This window comes from Microcoleus sp. B6-A1, assembly GCF_036705085.1.
Lineage (GTDB): Bacteria > Cyanobacteriota > Cyanobacteriia > Cyanobacteriales > Microcoleaceae > Microcoleus.
In genome coordinates, this window is sequence record NZ_JAUBTU010000028.1 from 1 (window position 1) to 18624 (window position 18624).

Sequence of the window (18624 nt, forward strand, 5' to 3'; positions counted from 1 at the left end):
CCGCCCGTCCAAAAAGGACGGGCGGGACGCCCATCCCACAATAACAATTAAAATTGTAAGTTATTTAATTAGCGCTCCTGAGTTAAAGCTGGCAGCGTTTCATGAGTTAAGTTTACAAGATCCGCGGCCTGATACTCGCAACCATAAAACCCCTCGATAAAAATTTTCTTAATAATTTTGCCACAACAGTTGACTGAAGCTTAACCAACGGATAATCTATTTTAATGAAAGCTTATTCCAAATAGCTTATAATACTTATGCAATTTTCAACTGCCACTAAAACTCCTATAAATTATGAAGCGGCGGCATTTTGTTGGGTTATCGCTATTGTTTGTAGCAAGCTGTTCTACAACAGTAAATCAATCTAATCGCACTTCTTCCAGTTTGGCCGTAAGTGAACCTGAAACCCTTGAATTTGCTGTAACTGATGTTCAGGGTGCAGAAGATTTACAGCAAAATTATCAAACCTTTCGGACTGTTCTGGGAAAAGTTTTGGAGAAAAAAATTGAATTTTTCCCAGTAGATAACTATATAGCCGCAGCCGTAGCTCTCCAGTCGGGTCAGCTAAAATTAGCTCTAACAGGGCCATCTGAATATGTGATTATGCGGGCCCGGACAAATGCTGTTCCCATCATTGCCATCACCCGCCCGGACTATCACTCACTTATTCTTGTTCGTGCCAATAGCGAGATTAAGTCAGCAGCACAATTGAAAGGTAAAACAATAGCTATGTGGGAAGCAGGTTCAACCAGCGGTCATTTAGGGCCTACTAAAATTCTCCTCGACGCTGGATTAAATCCCCAAACTGACATCAAAATCTCAATGTTGGGTAAAAATGGTTTACAGGCTCTCAAAAAGGGTGAAGTTGATGCCTTAGCACTCGGTTATACAAGATATAAAGACTTGCTCAATAGCGAGGGTTTATCTGAAAGTGAGTTTCGGCTAATCGCAACAGGACAACCCTTGCCTAATGATTTGTTTGTAGCTAGTAGCAATCTGCCTATTGTTGTTGTTGAAAAAATGCGCGCTCGCCTGGTAGAAAATCAAGATAAGCTAATTGAAGCAATTTTAGTTGGGAAAGCTAATGATAAGTATCAAGGAGCTAAACTGGTGCCAGCAAACGACAGTGATTATAACATGATTCGTGAAGTTTATAAAGCCATTGGTCAGGGGAATGTCTTTTAAGGTTAAATTTTATCTAATACCCAATTTGTAGTAGAGCTTTAGCCCTTAATTCATAAACTATAGGGAATATTCCCTACTACGAATAAGAGACTTTATTTATGTGCATTTACTACTAAAGTTGTTAAAATTTAGCTCAGGTTGCCAGTATGCAAAAGTTTGAACAGGGAGAGAATAGGGCTGTGAGGTTCAAAAACCTTATCGTAAATAGAGGAAAAAATAATGTCCCTGTCACTGAAGGATCTCGCGACATTAAAAATCCTCTCAAAAAAACTCCCTTCACTGCAATTAACCGTTTCATTTCTCGCTTGAGCATTGCCCAAAAAATTAATTATGGCTACTCCCTAGCAATTGGAATAGCCGTACTAGGAACCACAGGGGGAATGATCTGTGGAGACTATTACCAAAAGCAAGCTTTCCAAGCTTTAACCTTCGCCGACGAGCAACAAGATTTGCTCAGGGATTTAGAATATTCCGTGCAGGCAGTGCAGTCACATCCCAAACGGCTAATCTCTGTCTTGGGAGATTCAATCTGGTTTGAATATGAAACTGCTAAGTTCTCGAAAGATGTTAATGCAGTTAAAAAAAATATTGCAGAAATAGACACTTTTAGTGAAGAATACTCGGAAGAATTAGCAGTAAATTATGCTGAATTAAAGGAATTATTAGACGGTTACACAACTGCGACAGATTCGTATTCTAAATTGCTCACCTCTTTTTGGAAAGAAATAGCTCCCTCCTCACTAAAACCAGAGGACGTTAAACAGGCGCAGCAGCAAGTATTGGATTTAATCAGAGGGGATAGAGCAGTTAAGCTCGATGTTCAGTTTGAGCGGCTCTCAGAGAGTTTGAGCTTGATGACACAAGTAGCTAAGGCACAGCAAAGACAAGCCTACATTAATTTTAATATAGCTGAGAAATTGCGAGTGCAAATCATCGTAGTGAGTATGTTAGTGTCAGTTGTGATCGCTACTTTTCTAGCCATCTGTACCAGTCGCGCGATCGCCATCCCTATCCAAGCTGTAACCAGCGTGGCTAAAACTATTACTCAACAAGCAAATTTTGATTTGCAAGCACCTGTCACCACAGAAGATGAAGTAGGAACCTTAGCAAAATCCATCAATCAATTAGTTCAATGGGTAGCAGAATACACCCATGAATTAGAGCTGGCTCGCCAAACTTTGGAAGAGCGAGTAGAAGAAAGAACAGAAGAGCTTACAGTAGCGCTTCACCAACTAAAACACACCCAAACCCAGTTAATCCAAACCGAAAAAATGTCCAGTTTAGGGCAGATGGTGGCAGGCGTAGCCCATGAAATAAACAACCCTATTAACTTTATTCACGGCAACCTAGAATACGCCAACGAGTATGTTATAAACTTGCTGAATTTACTTCGTCTCTATCAGCAGGAATACCCGCAACCCACAAAGGCGATCGCAGAAGAAATCGCAGAAATAGAACTAGACTTTCTCAGAGAAGATTTACTAAAACTGCTGGAATCTATGAAAATAGGTTCAGAACGCATCCGGCAAATAGTTTTGTCTTTGCGAAATTTCTCTCGCTTAGATGAAGCTCAAATGAAATTAGTTGATATTCATGAAGGCATTGACAATACACTGTTGATTTTGAACAGTCGGCTCAAGCAGGGAATTGAAGTTGTCAAAAACTATGGAGAGTTGCCCGAAATAGAGTGTTACCCAGCGCAGCTAAATCAAGTATTTATGAATATTATAGCAAATGCGATAGATGCACTAGAACAATCATCCCATGACTCTAAAAAAGGGAAAACTCCTCAGATTTTAATTCAGACCCAAAAGTTGGACAGTAGCCAAATTATGGTGCGAATTTGCGATAACGGCCCTGGCATTTCCCTCGCAATCCAAAGCAAGCTATTTGACCCATTTTTTACAACTAAAGCACCAGGAAAAGGCACTGGTATCGGACTGGCAATTTGCTACCAGATTGTGGAAAAACATCGGGGGAAAATAGAGGTAATTTCATCTTTGGGAGGGGGAGCAGAGTTTGCGATCGCACTCCCCGCCTCATCTCAAACTTGAAGCTAGATATTGTCTATTTTGAGGACATTAATGTGTTAACGACGGCACATAATTTGTTATTCGACTATTTAAACTCAGCTCCGACAGCCGCCCAATTTCCAGAACCAGCCGATTTGCTCAAGGAGTTGAAAGCCTGACGCAAAAAGTCCGGGGCGAACTGGGCAGATATAGAGGCGCTTTTGGACATAGTAAAAAACCATTAGCGCGAAAATTGAGCGGAAAACAGAAATCTTGGTGACAATAAGTCTGAAACCGTTGAATCACAAACGATTGAAATGGATGGGGGCGGAGGGACTTGAACCCACACGACCGTTTCGGGTCAACGGATTTTAAGTCCGTAGCGTCTACCATTCCGCCACGCCCCCCTTTGGTCAAGCTGCTGTGGTTTTGAGCCACTAAGAGCAACAGCCTTTTATTCTACAGGCAAAACCCCAATTTACGCAACCCCTAATCAAAAAATTCCCAAAAGTCGCGCTGGATCTCCGCAAGCGGTACAATAGTTAACCAGCTAACGGAGCGTGTCAACTGACTTACCCGTGTTATTATTCCCCTAAAGCAAATCTATGTATATTACCTTACTGCTTTACGCCGTCTTGGCAGGAGCCTACCTCCTGGTAGTACCCGCGGCCACCTACGCTTACCTGAACAGCCGCTGGTACGTCGCTACCTCTTTTGAGCGTGGCTTCATGTACTTCTTGATGTTCTTCTTCTTCCCAGGTATGTTCCTCCTAGCTCCGTTTTTGAATTTTCGGCCCAAACGGCGGCAGATAGAAGCCTAAATGCGACGTATTGACGTAATTGGAATCAGTGTCGGCTTTTTTGTAGCAGGTGGGTTTGTCTACTTGCTACTGCAATTTGCCGGACTCGACAGCATGAATGCAGGGATTTGGAGTCAGTTATTTTTGGTCGCCGGCTTGATTGGCTGGCTGGTGACTTATTTATTTCGAGCACTGACTCAAAATATGACCTACAGCCAGCAATTGCAAGACTACAAAGAAGCTGTCTTGCAGAAGCAGCTAGATGCACTCACTCCTGAAGAATTAGCCAAACTTCAAGCCGAAATTGAACAGGAAAAAGATAATTAGTCATTAGTCATTAGTCATTAGTCATTAGTCATTAGTTATTAGTTATTAGCAATCAACGGTGAAATAAAGACTGCCGACTAAAAGCTAAGGAAGATGAATATAGACCGCCAAGTAATGATTGCTGACTAATGACCGCTGACTAATGACTAATGACCAATGACTGATGACCAATGACTGATGACCAATGACCAATGACTGATGACTAATAACTAATGACTATTTCTAATTGTTTTGAAAAGTTACGCAAGAACCACCAATGTGCATTGATTCCTTTTATTACTGCTGGCGACCCAGACTTGGAGACAACGGCTAAAGCACTGCAAATTTTGGATGATAACGGTGCAGACGCGATCGAGCTTGGCGTTCCCTATTCTGACCCGCTAGCTGACGGGCCGGTGATTCAAGCCGCTGCTACAAGGGCTCTACAGCGGGGAACGCGGTTAGATTCGGTGCTGGAAATGGTAGCGAAAGTTAGTCCGAATTTGCGATCGCCCATCATTCTCTTCACATACTACAACCCGATTTTGTACCGAGGTATAGAAACCTTCTTGCAGCAAATCAAAAGTGCTGGAGTTCAGGGATTGGTTGTACCAGACTTGCCCTTAGAAGAAGCAGACAGTCTCATCCAACCTGCCAACAAATTAGGGATTGAACTAACATTATTAGTTGCTCCCACCAGTCCCAAAAGTCGTATAGAAGCGATCGCTCGTCAGTCTCAAGGATTTATTTACTTAGTCAGTGTGACGGGGGTGACGGGAGTGCGCGAAGGCTTAGAAACGAGAGCAAAAGAGTTGCTGCAAGAACTTCGCACCGTCACCGACAAACCCATCGGCGTCGGGTTTGGTATATCGAAACCCGAACACGCTCGCCAAGTGAAAGAATGGGGTGCAGATGCTGCGATTGTTGGTAGTGCTTTTGTCAAACGCTTGGCGGAAGGTACTCCAGAACAGGGTTTAGAGGCGATCGGTGAATTCTGCAAAAGTCTAAAAACAGCGATTCAAAATCCTTAGCAACTGTACAGATACTTTCAGCCATTAGACAGATGTGTGCGATCGGGATGTGTCGCCACAATTGCGATTAAAGACCTTGTTGTACTTGAGATCATAAACCACCTTCCTTCTAGTTCCTGACTAGAAGGTTTTTTTTTGAGCCGAACACGCACAACATTTCAACATAGTGCGCGCATGGAGAACCAAACAGCTATCTAGGGAAACGACTTTGCCTTGTCCGGCGCAGGGTGTGCGGACTTTGAATAATTTCTAGAAGCTCGAAGATTGTCCATTCCGTCTTCCTTCTTCCGTCTTCCGTCTTCCGTCTTCCGTCTTCCTTCTTCCTTCTTCCTTCTACTACAACTTAAGGAATGTAACTTGGGATAGATGAAAAGCTACGGTTTCTATTCGTATACTTAAAAAAGTGTTTAAGTGCCTAATTTGGTAAGGCTAGACATCAACAAAGCCACCAGGCATTTGAGCATCTCACAATAGAAAGGAGCATTTTTATGAACAGACTAACTGCATTTCTCAAAAAAATTCGAGCTGTACAAATTTTAACCGTGTTTCTGGCTGGCATTTTAGTATTTGTGAGTACGGCCTGCAGCGGCCCTGGTGTGGCGGCAGGAAAAACTGATGTGATGGCAGGAAAAGCTGATGCGAGGGTAGGAAAAACTGCCGACAAAATTAGAGAAGAAGTACCGACCGGGGCTGTAACGTCCGAATTCAAAGGCGGCATGAACGACTACCCCGATGTCGATCCCAGAAACAAAAAGATGACAACAACAGAAGCAAAAGCTGATCTTCTCAAAGAGCAAGCGCAGCACCGCATTGACACGAAATCTAGCAACAATGTAGGCGAAAACGTGCGTCGGGTAGCGGACGATGCGCCTGACAAACTCACCCAAGTTGGTGACAAGGTGAAGGACGATGCTCGCACCGCCCAGCGCAAAGCTGATGACTTTGGCGACAAAACCAAACAAGGCTTTGCTAATCTTAAAGAAAACACTCGCGAAGGCTTGAAGGGAGCAAAAGATATTGTTAAAGAAGCCACCGAGGGAGCAAAAGAAAGAGTATCAGAGGGTACTGAGTCTCTGAGATATGGTACCAGCGGCGGCCAAGAAAATATCAATGATGCAGCACGAGATGCAAGATAGAATGCTCAAGATGCCTCAGACAATATTTGCTAGAAAGTGAATCGAGATATTGGCTGAACTCAACGAGCGGCCGAAAGAGCGACAGACGACTAATCTCAAATAACGCTGTTTCCTTATCGGGAAGCTAGATTCCGACAGGGGTTAAAACCCCTGTCGGAATCTAGGTAAAGTCAATCGATTTTAGATTTTAGATTTTAGATTTTAGATTTTAGATTTTAGATTTTAGCATTGACCCCACGGATAAATTCGGGGGCTCCTTTATCGGATACAGGTTTTTTATTTCACCGGTCCTGAGTCTGCTTTCGGAATGAATCACGTGGCGGGTATCCTGGATGCTTTCGGTCAATCGATTTTAGATTTTAGATTTTAGATTTTAGATTTAAGCATTGACCCCACGGATAAATTCCGGGGACTGGAATGCCACTTTTTTCACGACGGATTCTTTATAATTTCTAGAGATTGTATTTGGACTTTTTAAGGTATTAATTTTTTGATCGGCTTTGCGGAAATTTGGGCGATCGCGCTATATTAAATTTAATTAATTACCCATTGTATTTTTAAAGACAGGATAGTGCGGTGTTTCTACGGTCTTTCGCGTTGATTGAATCGCATTTGAGATTAACAGCAGAAACTTATACGTAAGTAAAAAGCTTTAATCCCGATCGCCCCAGTATAAAATGTTGTTCATTAACAGATAATTGGAATTTTCGATCGGGCAATCAAAAATTATGCGGTTTATGCCCTAAGATAGATACACTAAGTTTTGTCAAGCTAATGTTGGAGTTGAGGTCAGCCGATATGGACGCAACAGTAGATGTAGTAGACTTGACTGCGGTAATGGCTGGATATCGCCCGATCGCGCAATTGTACACAGATTCTCGATCGGCTATCGATCGGTTCGGGCGCGAGAAAGACCGACAACCCGCCGCTAAAATTCTCAAACCTACGTCGTTGTGGCGGACGATTTCCGGGACGCGGTGCTGCCAAAATCCAAAAAAGTTGCATTAGCGACCCTTAATGGGATAGGTAGAAATAGTCCTCAACCGAACAGACATTCTCGACGAACTCAAACGCAGACCGGTTATTTACAAATACATTAAACCTTCCAATCTTTTAATTAATCTTGACTGTTACCGACCAGATGGGGGTGTATAAATTTCAACAAAAAGAGGCCACGGATTCGGGATATTCGAGCCGTAATCCGTAGCCAATGGCCAGGGGAAATGGAGGCAAACCTTATCTTGAAAATTCTGTTTTGATGCTAGTAACGATAATGCACGACTTTTATGATGCGCTGGCAGATTTGGCAATCTATGCAGATGCCGCACCCGCGGAGCGCCAACAAATCCTTAAGCGCGTTGAGGCTAGTCAGAAAAAACTCAAAGAATTCGCGCACCATACGCCGATAAATTACCAACACAAGTTCGATCTGGTTGAGGCAGAATTGCTCGGCGTTTTGGGACAGACAGCAGAAGCGATGGAACTATATGATCGAGCTATTACCGGAGCTAAAGCTAACGAATATTTCAATGAAGAAGCTCTTGGCTGCGAACTCGCTGCTAAGTTTTACCTGTCGTTGGGAAGAGAAAGAATTGCCCGAATCTACATGATAGATGCCTATAATTGCTATGTCCGCTGGGGAGATCGAGCCAAAATTGATGACTTAGAAAAACGTTATCCTCAATTATTAAAACCGATTTTAGAACCCGCAAAACTCGCTGCAAATCCATTAGCAAATTTTCCAACACCTGCTGGGCAAAATCAATCGCTTCATCCCTCCATTCATCCATCCATTCCTCCGTCTGTTTCGGCGAGCGTCTCAGATTTCGGGAATTTTTCAACACTGCTAAAAGCTTGTCAATCGCTCTCTAGTGAAAGAGAACTCGATCGACTGATTGCCAAACTGATGCAACTGGCGATGCAAAATACAGGAGCTGACAAAGGAGCGCTGATTTTGCCAAACGGCAATCAATGGGAAATCGCGGCTACCAGCACGCTCGACAATTCGGGAGTCGAGTGGGCGATCGACTTATCATCGGCAAAACTCGATGAAAACAGCGATATCTTGCCCCTCAAAATTGTTGACTGCGTTAAAAATTTATTGAAACCTGTGATTGTTCGGGATCTCGCTCAACAAAGTGATTGGGATTCCGACTCCTACATCCTCAAATACCAACCGCAGAGCCTGTTGTGTTGGCCGATTCTCGATCGAGGGAACTTAGTCGGCATTTTGTATCTGGAAAATCGCTTAACCGCAAAAGTTTTTACCCGCGATCGCCTGCAACTTCTCAATCTCCTGTCTTCCCAAGCAGCCATCTGTTTGCAAAATGCTTTGCTATACAAGAAATATCAGGATTACAACCAGCAATTAGAGCGATCGCTAGTAAAAATTAGCCGAACCGAAGCTCAGCTTGCGGAGCAGAAACAAATGCTGCAAGCGATTCTTGATGTGGCTCCGATTTGGATTTGGATGGTGAATCCCAGTGGTAAAGTACAGTTTTTCAACAAGACATTTTGTGAAGATGTGGGCGTGCCCCTGAGCGAGTTTTTAGCTGTCGATCATTACAAAGATATACTCGGGGAGAATGCAGCGAACTGTCTGGTTTCAGATGCGGCCTGCCTTGCCCAAGATTCGCCGCATTACTCCAGCGAAACTCTCAGACTTGTTGACGGCAAACTGCACTATTTAGAAGTCACGAAAGTGCAGTTAAAAAATTCCCAGGGCGAGACAATCGGGATTATTGGTTTGGGTGTGGATGCCACTGAGCGCAAGCGAGCAGCCGAACTTTTGCAAGAGCAAAATCAACAGCTAGAACGAACTTTAAAAAATTTACAACAAGCACAACTGCAAATCGTGCAAAGCGAGAAAATGTCGGCATTGGGTAATTTGGTCGCCGGAGTCGCCCACGAAATTAACAATCCGATTGGGTTTATTTCTGGCAATTTAAGCGAAGGTAAAAGAAGTTTGGAAGATGTGATCGAACACTTAGAATTGTATCGCTCCGGTGCATCGCAATCGGAAATAGCCGACCACGCCGAAGAGATAGACCTCGATTATCTTTTGGAAGATTTACCGAAGATGATTGATTCAATGCAGCTCGGGTGCGAACGCATTTGCAGCATCAGCAACAGTTTGCGTACCTTCTCCCGAGGCGACAAAGACTACAAAGTTCCTTTTAATATTCACGAAGGCATTGATAGCGCTATTTTAATTTTGAAACATCGCCTCAAAGCAAACGAACACCGCCCGCAGATCGAAGTGATAACTAAATACGGCAATCTCCCTAAAATAGAATGTTTTCCCGGTCAATTGAATCAAGTTTTCATGAACCTGCTTGCCAATGCGATCGATGCCTTAGAAGAGTCAAATATAGGACGCACTTTTAGCGAAATTACCGCCAATCCCAACCGCATCACAATATGCACTGATATAGTTGGCGAAGGGTACATTAAAATTCAAATTGCTGATAACGGCACCGGAATCAAAGAGGAAGTTAAACAGCAGATATTCGACCATTTGTTCACGACGAAAGGTGTCGGCAAAGGAACGGGATTGGGGTTGGCAATTGTCCACCAGATTGCGGTAGAGAAACATGGCGGAAGCATCGAGGTGAATGGCGAGCCGGGAGTGGGGACTGAGTTTGCGATAATTTTGCCTATGAAGGGATAAATTTGAACTAAAATTAAATGTTTTTTGGGCGATCGGGTAATAAGATATACTGACTTTAATTCGGGTCTTTTTTTGAAAGCCTTAGCATAACTCTTTTAAAGTTGTATTTTAGACACCCTATAAGTGAGCGCGTCACCCATTTTGAGTTGGGAGATGTCTATTATACAAAAAAAAATCATCACCAAGGCTTCGCCCTACAAAAATTTATCTTAAATTTAACCAATCTTGAATTTCTTGCGCTAACCAAGCCGCCTCAACCTCTGTCAAATTTTTTCCTAAAACATAAAAGTAAGTTCCCATATCGTTACCGGCACGAATCTTGATTTGATTTCCCGAAAGAGAGTTATTGTGAATGAAAGCACCCAAAATTTCTGATATTTCTCCTGTTTCTTGTAAGTATTTACACCCCAATACCTGATGTGTTATTTTAAAAAATTTGCGATTAAATTTAACTTGCTTTATCTCAAAAATAACCTTAACTAAAAAACCTATTATAAGTACCGAAATTACTACCCCTATGCTCAATTTTCCTGTTAAAAAGGGGATAATTGTCGGGATGAATGTCATTAGCAATACTGTTCCTAGATAAGCAGATAATAAAGGCTTTCTGACTAAGACAGCCGGAATTTTAATGCGTAACTCCGTCGCTGATTTGCTAACTTGAATGCGACAGTGAGGCGGTTTAGCAATTTTCCGAACAGTCGCAATTTGAAGATTAGCCCCTTGTATGTTGCCCGATTTCAAAGCTGCTAAAGCCTCTCTAGCCAGGGGGAAACGCTTTTCTAACCCGATTTCCGTCATCTTCTCAATCCAGCTTACCAAAGTAGGATTGACACTCACGCGATCGCTAAACTGAATCCGAGAATCTTTCTGTGGTAAATCCGCAGGAGTCGCCCCCGTTAACAAATGAATTAAAGTAGCTCCCAAAGCATACAAATCCGAAGCCGCCACCGCCCGCCCCCAAAACTGTTCTAAGGGTGCATAGCCACTCGTTCCTACCACTGTAAACGTTACACCTGTCACCGCCGCTTGAGCTTGTACCGCACCAAAATCTACTAGATAAACCTGCTGATCTTCCCCCAAAATTAAATTACTCGGCTTAATATCTCGGTGCAAAACCGGGGGACTTAATTCATGCAAATAAATTAAAATTTCCAGAACTTCAGTGGCAATTTGGCGTACTTGTTTTTCTGAAAAATGCTGACCATTTTCTAACAATTCCTGAAGCGAAAACCCCGGAATATAATCTTGCACTAACCCAAACCAAGGCAATCCTGCTCCGGCTTCCCGCTCCAGGGAAAAATAATCTCGATAGCAAGGAATGCGGGGATGATGTAGCGCCTGCAAAACTTGTGCTTCTCTTTCAAAAAGCTTGAGTTCTTCCCACTGCATTTCCGGGCTAAAAGCTAACATTTTCAGTGTCACCTGTTCTTGAAACTCTAAATCTACTGCTAGCCAAGTTTGATGACCGGCCGCTGTGCGCCCTAAACGCTGTTGCAATTGATAACGTTCTTGTAAGATTTTTCCTGGTTCTAACACAGCATTGCCCTATTTTTTTTTTATTATATGAAATTTTCTTAACTATTAAATTAACTATTTTGCCGAGAGCGTTAAATTGCTACTAGAAGTAATTACCCGTGCATTTCTCCATTCGGCATAATTGTACCGCGCCACTGAGCACCCGTTAAATTAGCAGTGCTCAAATCGGCCCTAATCAAAGTTGTGCGGTGCAAAATTGCCTCCCGAAAATCTGTTCTAGCCAGGTAAGCATCAGTCAGATCAGCTTCACTCAAATTTGCCTGATTCAAATTAGCTCGACTCAAATCAGCCCTCACCAAATTAGCTCGACTCAAGTCAGCCATAACTAAATTAGCATTGCTCAACTTAACATCAGGAAGAAATGCACCCCGCAAGTTAGCGCCAGCAAATTCAGCATCAATTAACACAGCTCTTTCCAACTTAGCATTTGTCATTACAGCCCAGGAAAAATTTGTTTCTACCAAAGTTGCTTCAGTCAAAAATATGCCATCTAAAATAGCTTCGCTCAAATTCGCCTGAGTCAGATTTGCTTCCCCCAGAGATGCTTCTGTCAAATTCGCGTGACTGAGATTAGCTTTAGTCAAATCTGCACCTTGCAAATTGACGCCCCGCAAATCTGCACCTTGCAAATTTGCACCCCGCAAATTTGCACCCTCAAAAATCCGCACCTCCTTCCGCAAATTTGCACCCCGCAAGCACGCCCCGCGCAAATCTGCACCTTGCAAATTCACACCTCGCATATCTGCATCGCTCAAATTTGCATCAATAAAAACTGCCAAAGAGATATTGGCTCTGCGAAAGTCTGCACCTTGCAAAGTCGCTCCGTGGAAGTCTGCATCAGACAAAGTGGCTCCGCTCAAGTTTGCCTGATTTAAGTTAGCACCGCACAACTTTGCATTAGTTAAATTGGCGCGCTGAAGGTTAATTCTGCTCAGATATGACATCGCTAAGTTTGCTCCACAGAGGTCAGCAGTGCTTAAATTGACGCCAATTAAATCGGCACCGCTCAGGTATACTCCTCTGAGATTCATACCTTGAAAATCTAGTTCTCCTGATGTATATCGCCTTAAGATTTCGCTGGCATTCATATTTGTTTTAGTTGTTAATTAGGTACAATCGGCTATTTCTAGACTGCTTAAATTTTTGTTCGCCCAGGCGGACTTAGTTTTTGTAGCACCCGACTTGAGTCTGAGAAATTTGATGAAATTTCTTGAATTTCAGTTGACGCAGGCGGACTTAGTGTGTGTAGCCTCAGACTTGAGTCGAGCATTTAATGAGTTTGATTGACAAATTCTTGAGTCCAAAAAACTGTTTTGTTGCCTAACTGTCGCCCGTGAATTTTCACATGAGTAAGATATTTGGATTTTAAAGTACACAGTTTTTTGTGAATGTATGTAGCTGTAGCCTGTTGGTTGGGTACTTCAGCAGACTCCAGAATCACATGGAGCCAACCGTCTTTAAATCCTACTGTAGCAGCAATTCCTTTAGGCTGTAGCAATTGATTAATCAATTGGGCGATCGCCTTTGGTTTGCCTTGCTTTGCCATTTCCAGAAGCTGATACTGATTTGCTTTAGGGCTAGAGTTTTCCGGCGGGATTTCGGAAATATTGTCTGCCATATTTTCTGGGATTTTAGAAAGATTTTTTCCGCTTTCTTTTGACTCCAATTCAATCAAAATTTCCAGCAATTTATCGGTAAACTTCTGAACTTTGCCTACATACTCTCTGAGATTTTTATATTTCCAGTACAAACGATCCTCTGCACTTCCGGTTGAAAACTTTCCATTTAAGGCTGATTCTAACTGGGTGAATATATTTTCTATTTGCGCTGTGGCGGAGTTAGCACTTTGACTGACTAATTCTGTCATTTCTTCTTCCAATCCCAACTTGCGTTTGATGGAATCGCTAATATTTATAATAACAGGAGCAGCAGGTTCTAAAATTTCGATAATAGTCGGCATTTCTGCAACTGGGAATGTTTCTACCATTTCCTGTCTGAACTCAGTAGGATAATTATTGCTGGTTTCTGGTTCTTGAAACGGTAGATTTTCTGCCGTGTCCGGCACTAAGTAACTCTTTTGAGGGTCATAATGATAGTGAGGTGGAGCAGCTTGAAGGATGTGGGTAATCTCGCCTGGATCAAAATAATCGCTGCGTTTGTCCACCAGCTCGATCTCTTCATAAACACTGTTGTTTAAATGTGTCTGATCGTAATCTTCACTAGCCGAAGATTCGGCTTCATGGGGTTCTTCCTGTTGCATTTTTGCGTAACAAGGATTCATCGCTTTGATGATTACGCTCGCTGCTTGGTCGTTTTCATCTCTGTTGTCGAGATTGCTAGCAGTTCTGTACAACTGAGATTCCAGTTCGGCTAGGGTGGTACAGACATTAAACAGTTGTCGCAGTAGATTGTCAAGTTCTTGAGTTTTCAGAAGTAGCCAGTCGCGATCGCTAAAAGTAAACTGGTGATAAAGAGTAGAAAAAATGAGGATTTTCGCCCTCAGCGGATTTGTTTGCTGCAAAATTTTTTGTCGCACATCAAATAAAGTGCCGGGGTTTCTTGCCCTTTCTTCGCTGCTGGGTACTTCCGAACTAAAGTGTTCTTCAAATGCGGGAGCTTCCTGACCGCCAAAACTAGATATGTTTACTTCTAATTTGGTGAAGTCTTCAAATTCATACAGCCTGCTAAGTTGACAGACTATGAGGTCGGCTACTAAAGCATACTCGGTTTTTTTATTAACCTTAGAGACTATACTATTTAAAACTGCTTCAATATCTTCTAATCGGCTGTATTTGGCGCACAGTTCTTCGATTAAAATCCTTACATCGGCGCTGGCGAGTTGGGCGGGGTCGTTTTCCCAGAACTCTTTACAAGCAAAAAATATTATTTTTTTAATGCGCGAGAGATTCACGTCTTGTTCTAATTCGCGAACAACTTCATCTAAAATAGATAAAGCTTTCATAGTTTTCCTCCCATAAAAATACCCTGTCAGTCGATTTTAGATTTTAGATTTTAGATTTTAGATTTACTTGCAGCGCCGTGAATCTGGGAACCAGAACTTGAGTCTAAAATTTTAGTATCTCCACTCAGGAGCGTAGGTGGCACGGTACCCGTTTTTGGGCGGGTCAACACTTAGCAAGAAATAATACAATTATACCACATTTGATAAATGCAAGACTTTGATGCGATCGTAATTGGCAGCGGTATTGGGGGCTTAGTCGCAGGCTCGATGCTAGCTCGCTACGGCAAGCGGGTTCTCGTCTGCGAGAGCCACATCATAGCGGGCGGGGCAGCTCACAGCTTTTCGCGCCGGGGATTTCACTTTGATTCGGGGCCTTCTTTTTATTGCGGTTTGACTGACCCCGGGTCGTTCAATCCTTTGCGGCAAGTTTTTGATGTTTTGGAGGAATCGATCGCAGCAATTTCCTACGATCCGCTGGGGCATTACCATTTTCCAGAGGGAAGTTTACCGATTTATGCTGATGCGAGAAGTTACTTAGATGCTGTAGCTAAATTCGCACCGCAAGGTGCTGTAGAATTACAGCAATTTCAAGAAAATTTATTAGTTTTGTATGAAGCTTTGCGTGGAATTCCGGCTTTAGCACTGAGATCCGACTGGCAGTTGATACCTGTTTTGCTGTCTCGGTACTCGCCTGCTTTGCTGAAGCTGTTGCCGCTAGTAGGTGCGATCGCGGGTTCAGCAGGTTCCTTGATGGATCGCGACGTGCGTGACCCTTGGGTGCGGCGTTTGATCGATTTGGAGTGCTTTTTGCTGTCGGGTTTGAAAGCGCACGGAACTGTCGCGCCGGAAATAGCATTTATGATTGGCGAACGATCGCGCTGTGCGATCGAATATCCTGTAGGTGGCAGCGGTGCGATCGTCGATGCTTTAGTGAGAGGTTTGCAGCGCTGGGGAGGAAAATTGCGCCTGGGATCTCCTGTCGAGCAAATATTAGTTGAATCCGGCAAAACCACGGGCGTTCGCTTGAAAAATGGCGAAGTTATCCGCGCCCCAATTGTTATTTCAAATGCCACAATCTGGGATACTTATACAAAATTACTGCGCTCTGAAGATTTGCCGGAAAGCTACCGAAAAAACGCTTTGTCGATGCCAGCAGTAGACAGTTTTATGCACCTGCATTTAGGAATTAAAGCCGAAGGACTCGAAGGTTTGACCGGCCACCACGTCGTCGTTCACGACAGCAAGATTGACATTACAGTACCCGGAAATACTTGCATGATTTCGATTCCTACAGTGTGGGATGCAACTCTCGCGCCGCCCGGACATCACGCCGTTCATGCTTATACATTGGAACCTTACGAAGGTTGGGAATATGGCGAATTGTATCAGCAGAAAAAGCAAGAGCGATCGCAATCTCTGTTTCAAGCTTTAGAAAAAATTATACCGGATTTGCGATCGCGGATAGTCTTAGAGTCGATCGGCACACCGCTAACCCACGCCCGATTTTTGCGCCGATATCAAGGAACTTACGGGCCTGCAATTGCCGCCGGAAAAGGCACATTTCCCGGCCCGCAAACACCAGTCAAAGGCTTGTATCGCGTGGGAGACAGCACCATGCCCGGAATTGGCGTCCCCGCCGTCGCAGCATCGGGTATTTTGTGCGCGAATACTTTAGTAAATTCGGATGTTACAGCACAATTTTTGTAAGCGAAGGAAGTTCGGCAACGGATTATGTAACGGATGTAACGGATGTAACGGATGTAACTCACATCTTGCACCATTGTCAATAAACCTTTTATGAACAGGCTTTTCGGCCTGTTCCACAAAAAAATTTATCTCTTGTGGAACAGGCATCTTGCCTGTTCTTGAGAATGGTGCAAGATGTCAGATGTAACGGATGTCAGGAAGAAGGAAGTTCGGCAACGGATTATGTAACGGATGTAACGGATGTCAGGAAGAAGGAAGTTCGGCAACGGATTAACTGGTTCCCCGCCTCTGGCTGGGAACCGAGATCCAGAGGCTCTGCCTCGCTGGCAAAAAAACAGGAGGCTGAGCAAGAGTGAAATGCGTTCCCAGCCAGAGCCTGGGAACGATGAAAACGAGGAAAAAACTACTTTTTACAAAATCTGCCTGCTGCCAAAACTGATTATCCACCAGCGGCAAAAGCGCCCATAATTGCGATCGACAAAGCCAAACCTGGCAACAGCAGCAATCCTAACATCAAAGCATCGTGTCCGCTCATCACTTTCTCCTGATATTGACCTTTGACATGATACTCTATAAACTGCTATCTTGCCTCGACCTTAATAATTAATTAAAACCGGCAGATTGATTCAGGATTGACAGGGCAAATTTTATTAACAATGGGATTCCCGCGCAAGTCCAGGGTAGTCAACTTTTGCAAAGATTGCAGGGAACTGATATCCGAGATTTGATTGTTGTACAAGTCTAGTAAAAATAAATTATTTAAAGCTTGTAGCGCGCTGCTATCCGAAATCGGATTGTTGAACAGATAAAGTTCAGTCAAATTAGTTAAGGATTTCAGCGGACTGATGTCTGATATTTGATTGTTACCGAGGTTAAGTTCAATTAAATTAGTGAGTGATGTCAAAGGACTAATATCTGATATTTTATTTTGGAATAAAACCAATTTATTTAAGTTTGTTAGAGATTCCAGCGGAGTCAGGTCAGATATTTCATTTCCGAATAGAAACAGCGTTTTGAGATTTTTCAAGGAAGCCAGCGGGGTGATATCCGATATTTTATTATTGTAAAGGTAGAGTGTCTGGAGTTCAGTTAAATTTTCCAGAGGAGCGATATCTGAAATTTGATTTTTGTAGAGAATCAGCGCCTTTAAGTTAGTTAACTTTTTCACCGGAGTGATGTCGGAAATTTTGTTGTCAAACAAGACAAGTGCGGTAAGATTCGTTAGACCTGCTAAGGGACTGATATCTGATATTTGATTGGTATCGAGAACGAGTTGAGTCAGATTTATTATAGATGAAAGCGGACTGATATCTGATATTTGATTAACATCCATAATCAGAGTTTTCAGGTTAGTTAAAGATTGCAGGGGAGCGAGGTCAGATATTTGATTACTGCCGAGGATGAGATTAGTAAGTTGAGTGAAGGATGAGAGGGGGCTGATATCGGTAATTTGAAGATTTTTGAGGTTAAGTTCTGTTGTATTAGAAAGCAGTTCGTTAGCTCGATCGCACTCGGCAGTATCTGATAATTGCAACAGTATTTCTACCGTATGTTTAGCATCAAGCGAGAGATTCTCTTTTTGCTTGCACCAATCGGGAAAGTTATTATAATTTGTCATGGGCTGTGCTGCCTTAATCGATTTTAGATGCGAGATTTGAAATTTTAGATAAGTATAGCAATTCTATTTCATTTGTGAATGAGATTTTTTTCGGGTTTTGAGAAATTTTGGCAAAAATTGTGTAAAGTAATCTTAACATCCTTAATTGCATTGCATTCGCAGGAGCCAAGAGCCAACTATGACACCAGAACTAATTTTTAATGTCGGTAATCTGTTCGTTGTGCCTTTCTGGGCAATTATGATTTTATTACCAAACTGGGGAATTACCCGAAAAGTAATGAATTCCTTTATTCCGTTTGCAGTGCTAGCCGTTTTGTACATATATTTGTTTGGTAGCAGTCTGACTGCGGAAAATGCGGCTGCTTTATCCAATCCTAAGTTAGCAGATATTGCTAAGTTTCTGGGGGAAGAAACGGCGGCTGCTACGGGATGGATACATTTTTTAGTGATGGACTTGTTTGTCGGGCGCTGGATTTATTTGGAAGGACAGCGGACAGGAGTTTGGACGGTTCATTCTTTGGCTTTGTGTTTTTTTGCTGGGCCGATGGGATTGCTTTCTCATATTGTAACTGCTTGGATTACTCAAAGGTTTTTCCCGAGTTCTGAAAGTCTTTCAGGGGCGGACAAGATGCCCACCACACAAGAAAATTGATGTATT

15 protein-coding genes and 1 tRNA gene are annotated in these 18624 nt (G+C 42.9%); 11 read left to right on the forward strand and 5 right to left on the reverse strand.

All coding sequences use genetic code 11. The features are described 5' to 3' along the window. Positions 1-294: 294 nt before the first annotated feature. Positions 295-1185, forward strand: a complete 891-nt coding sequence (locus tag QUB11_RS12600) for a phosphate/phosphite/phosphonate ABC transporter substrate-binding protein (RefSeq protein WP_333203305.1) — start codon at positions 295-297, stop codon at positions 1183-1185. Between the two features lie 146 nt (positions 1186-1331). Continuing rightward, the gene (locus tag QUB11_RS12605; RefSeq protein WP_333203303.1) at positions 1332-3239 is read left to right on the forward strand and encodes an ATP-binding protein; all 1908 of its coding nucleotides are present in this window, start codon (positions 1332-1334) and stop codon (positions 3237-3239) included. A 280-nt stretch (positions 3240-3519) separates the two neighbouring features. Here QUB11_RS12605 and QUB11_RS12610 read toward each other — a convergent pair. Further along, positions 3520-3604, reverse strand: a tRNA-Leu gene (locus tag QUB11_RS12610). 198 nt (positions 3605-3802) lie between these two features. Here QUB11_RS12610 and ndhL point away from each other — a divergent pair. The 6 genes from ndhL to QUB11_RS12640 all read left to right on the forward strand — a co-directional run bounded on the left by ndhL (position 3803) and on the right by QUB11_RS12640 (position 10140). Then, positions 3803-4018: an NAD(P)H-quinone oxidoreductase subunit L gene (gene ndhL, locus QUB11_RS12615; RefSeq protein WP_193972727.1), complete on the forward strand. Its 216-nt coding sequence runs from the start codon at positions 3803-3805 to the stop codon at positions 4016-4018. Further along, the gene (locus QUB11_RS12620) at positions 4019-4324 is read left to right on the forward strand and encodes a DUF3007 family protein (RefSeq protein ID WP_333104690.1); all 306 of its coding nucleotides are present in this window, start codon (positions 4019-4021) and stop codon (positions 4322-4324) included. A 212-nt stretch (positions 4325-4536) separates the two neighbouring features. Further along, positions 4537-5334, forward strand: a complete 798-nt coding sequence (trpA, locus tag QUB11_RS12625; protein WP_333256943.1) for a tryptophan synthase subunit alpha — start codon at positions 4537-4539, stop codon at positions 5332-5334. A 488-nt stretch (positions 5335-5822) separates the two neighbouring features. Continuing rightward, the gene (locus QUB11_RS12630; protein ID WP_333256946.1) at positions 5823-6470 is read left to right on the forward strand and encodes a DUF6658 family protein; all 648 of its coding nucleotides are present in this window, start codon (positions 5823-5825) and stop codon (positions 6468-6470) included. A 798-nt stretch (positions 6471-7268) separates the two neighbouring features. After that, a complete protein-coding gene (locus tag QUB11_RS12635; protein ID WP_333256949.1) occupies positions 7269-7478 on the forward strand; it encodes a hypothetical protein in 210 nt (69 codons plus the stop codon). A 250-nt stretch (positions 7479-7728) separates the two neighbouring features. Further along, positions 7729-10140: an ATP-binding protein gene (locus QUB11_RS12640; RefSeq protein WP_333256952.1), complete on the forward strand. Its 2412-nt coding sequence runs from the start codon at positions 7729-7731 to the stop codon at positions 10138-10140. Between the two features lie 204 nt (positions 10141-10344). Here the strand turns inward: QUB11_RS12640 and QUB11_RS12645 are convergent, their stop codons facing one another. The 3 genes from QUB11_RS12645 to QUB11_RS12655 form a co-directional block, all read right to left on the reverse strand. Continuing rightward, positions 10345-11679, reverse strand: coding sequence for a serine/threonine-protein kinase (locus tag QUB11_RS12645; protein ID WP_333256955.1), 1335 nt, complete (start codon positions 11677-11679; stop codon positions 10345-10347). Between the two features lie 92 nt (positions 11680-11771). Then, positions 11772-12767 carry a pentapeptide repeat-containing protein gene (locus QUB11_RS12650; RefSeq protein ID WP_333256958.1) on the reverse strand — a complete coding sequence of 332 codons (996 nt, stop codon included), beginning with the start codon at positions 12765-12767 and terminating at the stop codon, positions 11772-11774. Between the two features lie 182 nt (positions 12768-12949). Next, positions 12950-14641 (reverse strand): hypothetical protein, encoded by a 1692-nt coding sequence (locus QUB11_RS12655; protein ID WP_333256961.1) that lies wholly within the window; start codon positions 14639-14641, stop codon positions 12950-12952. A gap of 207 nt (positions 14642-14848) precedes the next feature. On the opposite strand from QUB11_RS12655, the gene QUB11_RS12660 reads away from it, so the two are divergent. After that, positions 14849-16348 carry an NAD(P)/FAD-dependent oxidoreductase gene (locus tag QUB11_RS12660; protein ID WP_333256963.1) on the forward strand — a complete coding sequence of 500 codons (1500 nt, stop codon included), beginning with the start codon at positions 14849-14851 and terminating at the stop codon, positions 16346-16348. Positions 16349-16482: 134 nt separating this feature from the next. After that, positions 16483-16704: a hypothetical protein gene (locus QUB11_RS12665; RefSeq protein ID WP_333203288.1), complete on the forward strand. Its 222-nt coding sequence runs from the start codon at positions 16483-16485 to the stop codon at positions 16702-16704. A 251-nt stretch (positions 16705-16955) separates the two neighbouring features. On the opposite strand, the gene QUB11_RS12670 is transcribed toward QUB11_RS12665, so the two are convergent. After that, positions 16956-17966: a leucine-rich repeat domain-containing protein gene (locus QUB11_RS12670; protein WP_333203286.1), complete on the reverse strand. Its 1011-nt coding sequence runs from the start codon at positions 17964-17966 to the stop codon at positions 16956-16958. 178 nt (positions 17967-18144) lie between these two features. On the opposite strand from QUB11_RS12670, the gene QUB11_RS12675 reads away from it, so the two are divergent. Continuing rightward, a complete protein-coding gene (locus QUB11_RS12675; RefSeq protein WP_333203284.1) occupies positions 18145-18618 on the forward strand; it encodes an ABA4-like family protein in 474 nt (157 codons plus the stop codon). Positions 18619-18624 lie beyond the last annotated feature (6 nt).

Bases quoted from the DNA above. Each gene is read 5' to 3' on its own strand.
- QUB11_RS12600 (WP_333203305.1), top strand. From the start codon at position 295: ATGAAGCGGCGGCATTTTGTTGGGTTATCGCTATTGTTTGTAGCAAGC.
- QUB11_RS12660 (WP_333256963.1), top strand. From the start codon at position 14,849: ATGCAAGACTTTGATGCGATCGTAATTGGCAGCGGTATTGGGGGCTTA.
- QUB11_RS12650 (WP_333256958.1), bottom strand. From the start codon at position 12,767: ATGAATGCCAGCGAAATCTTAAGGCGATATACATCAGGAGAACTAGAT.
- QUB11_RS12620 (WP_333104690.1), top strand. From the start codon at position 4,019: ATGCGACGTATTGACGTAATTGGAATCAGTGTCGGCTTTTTTGTAGCA.
- QUB11_RS12670 (WP_333203286.1), bottom strand. From the start codon at position 17,966: ATGACAAATTATAATAACTTTCCCGATTGGTGCAAGCAAAAAGAGAAT.
- trpA (WP_333256943.1), top strand. From the start codon at position 4,537: ATGACTATTTCTAATTGTTTTGAAAAGTTACGCAAGAACCACCAATGT.
- QUB11_RS12655 (WP_333256961.1), bottom strand. From the start codon at position 14,641: ATGAAAGCTTTATCTATTTTAGATGAAGTTGTTCGCGAATTAGAACAA.
- QUB11_RS12640 (WP_333256952.1), top strand. From the start codon at position 7,729: ATGCTAGTAACGATAATGCACGACTTTTATGATGCGCTGGCAGATTTG.
- QUB11_RS12605 (WP_333203303.1), top strand. From the start codon at position 1,332: ATGCAAAAGTTTGAACAGGGAGAGAATAGGGCTGTGAGGTTCAAAAAC.
- QUB11_RS12635 (WP_333256949.1), top strand. From the start codon at position 7,269: ATGGACGCAACAGTAGATGTAGTAGACTTGACTGCGGTAATGGCTGGA.
- QUB11_RS12675 (WP_333203284.1), top strand. From the start codon at position 18,145: ATGACACCAGAACTAATTTTTAATGTCGGTAATCTGTTCGTTGTGCCT.
- QUB11_RS12630 (WP_333256946.1), top strand. From the start codon at position 5,823: ATGAACAGACTAACTGCATTTCTCAAAAAAATTCGAGCTGTACAAATT.
- ndhL (WP_193972727.1), top strand. From the start codon at position 3,803: ATGTATATTACCTTACTGCTTTACGCCGTCTTGGCAGGAGCCTACCTC.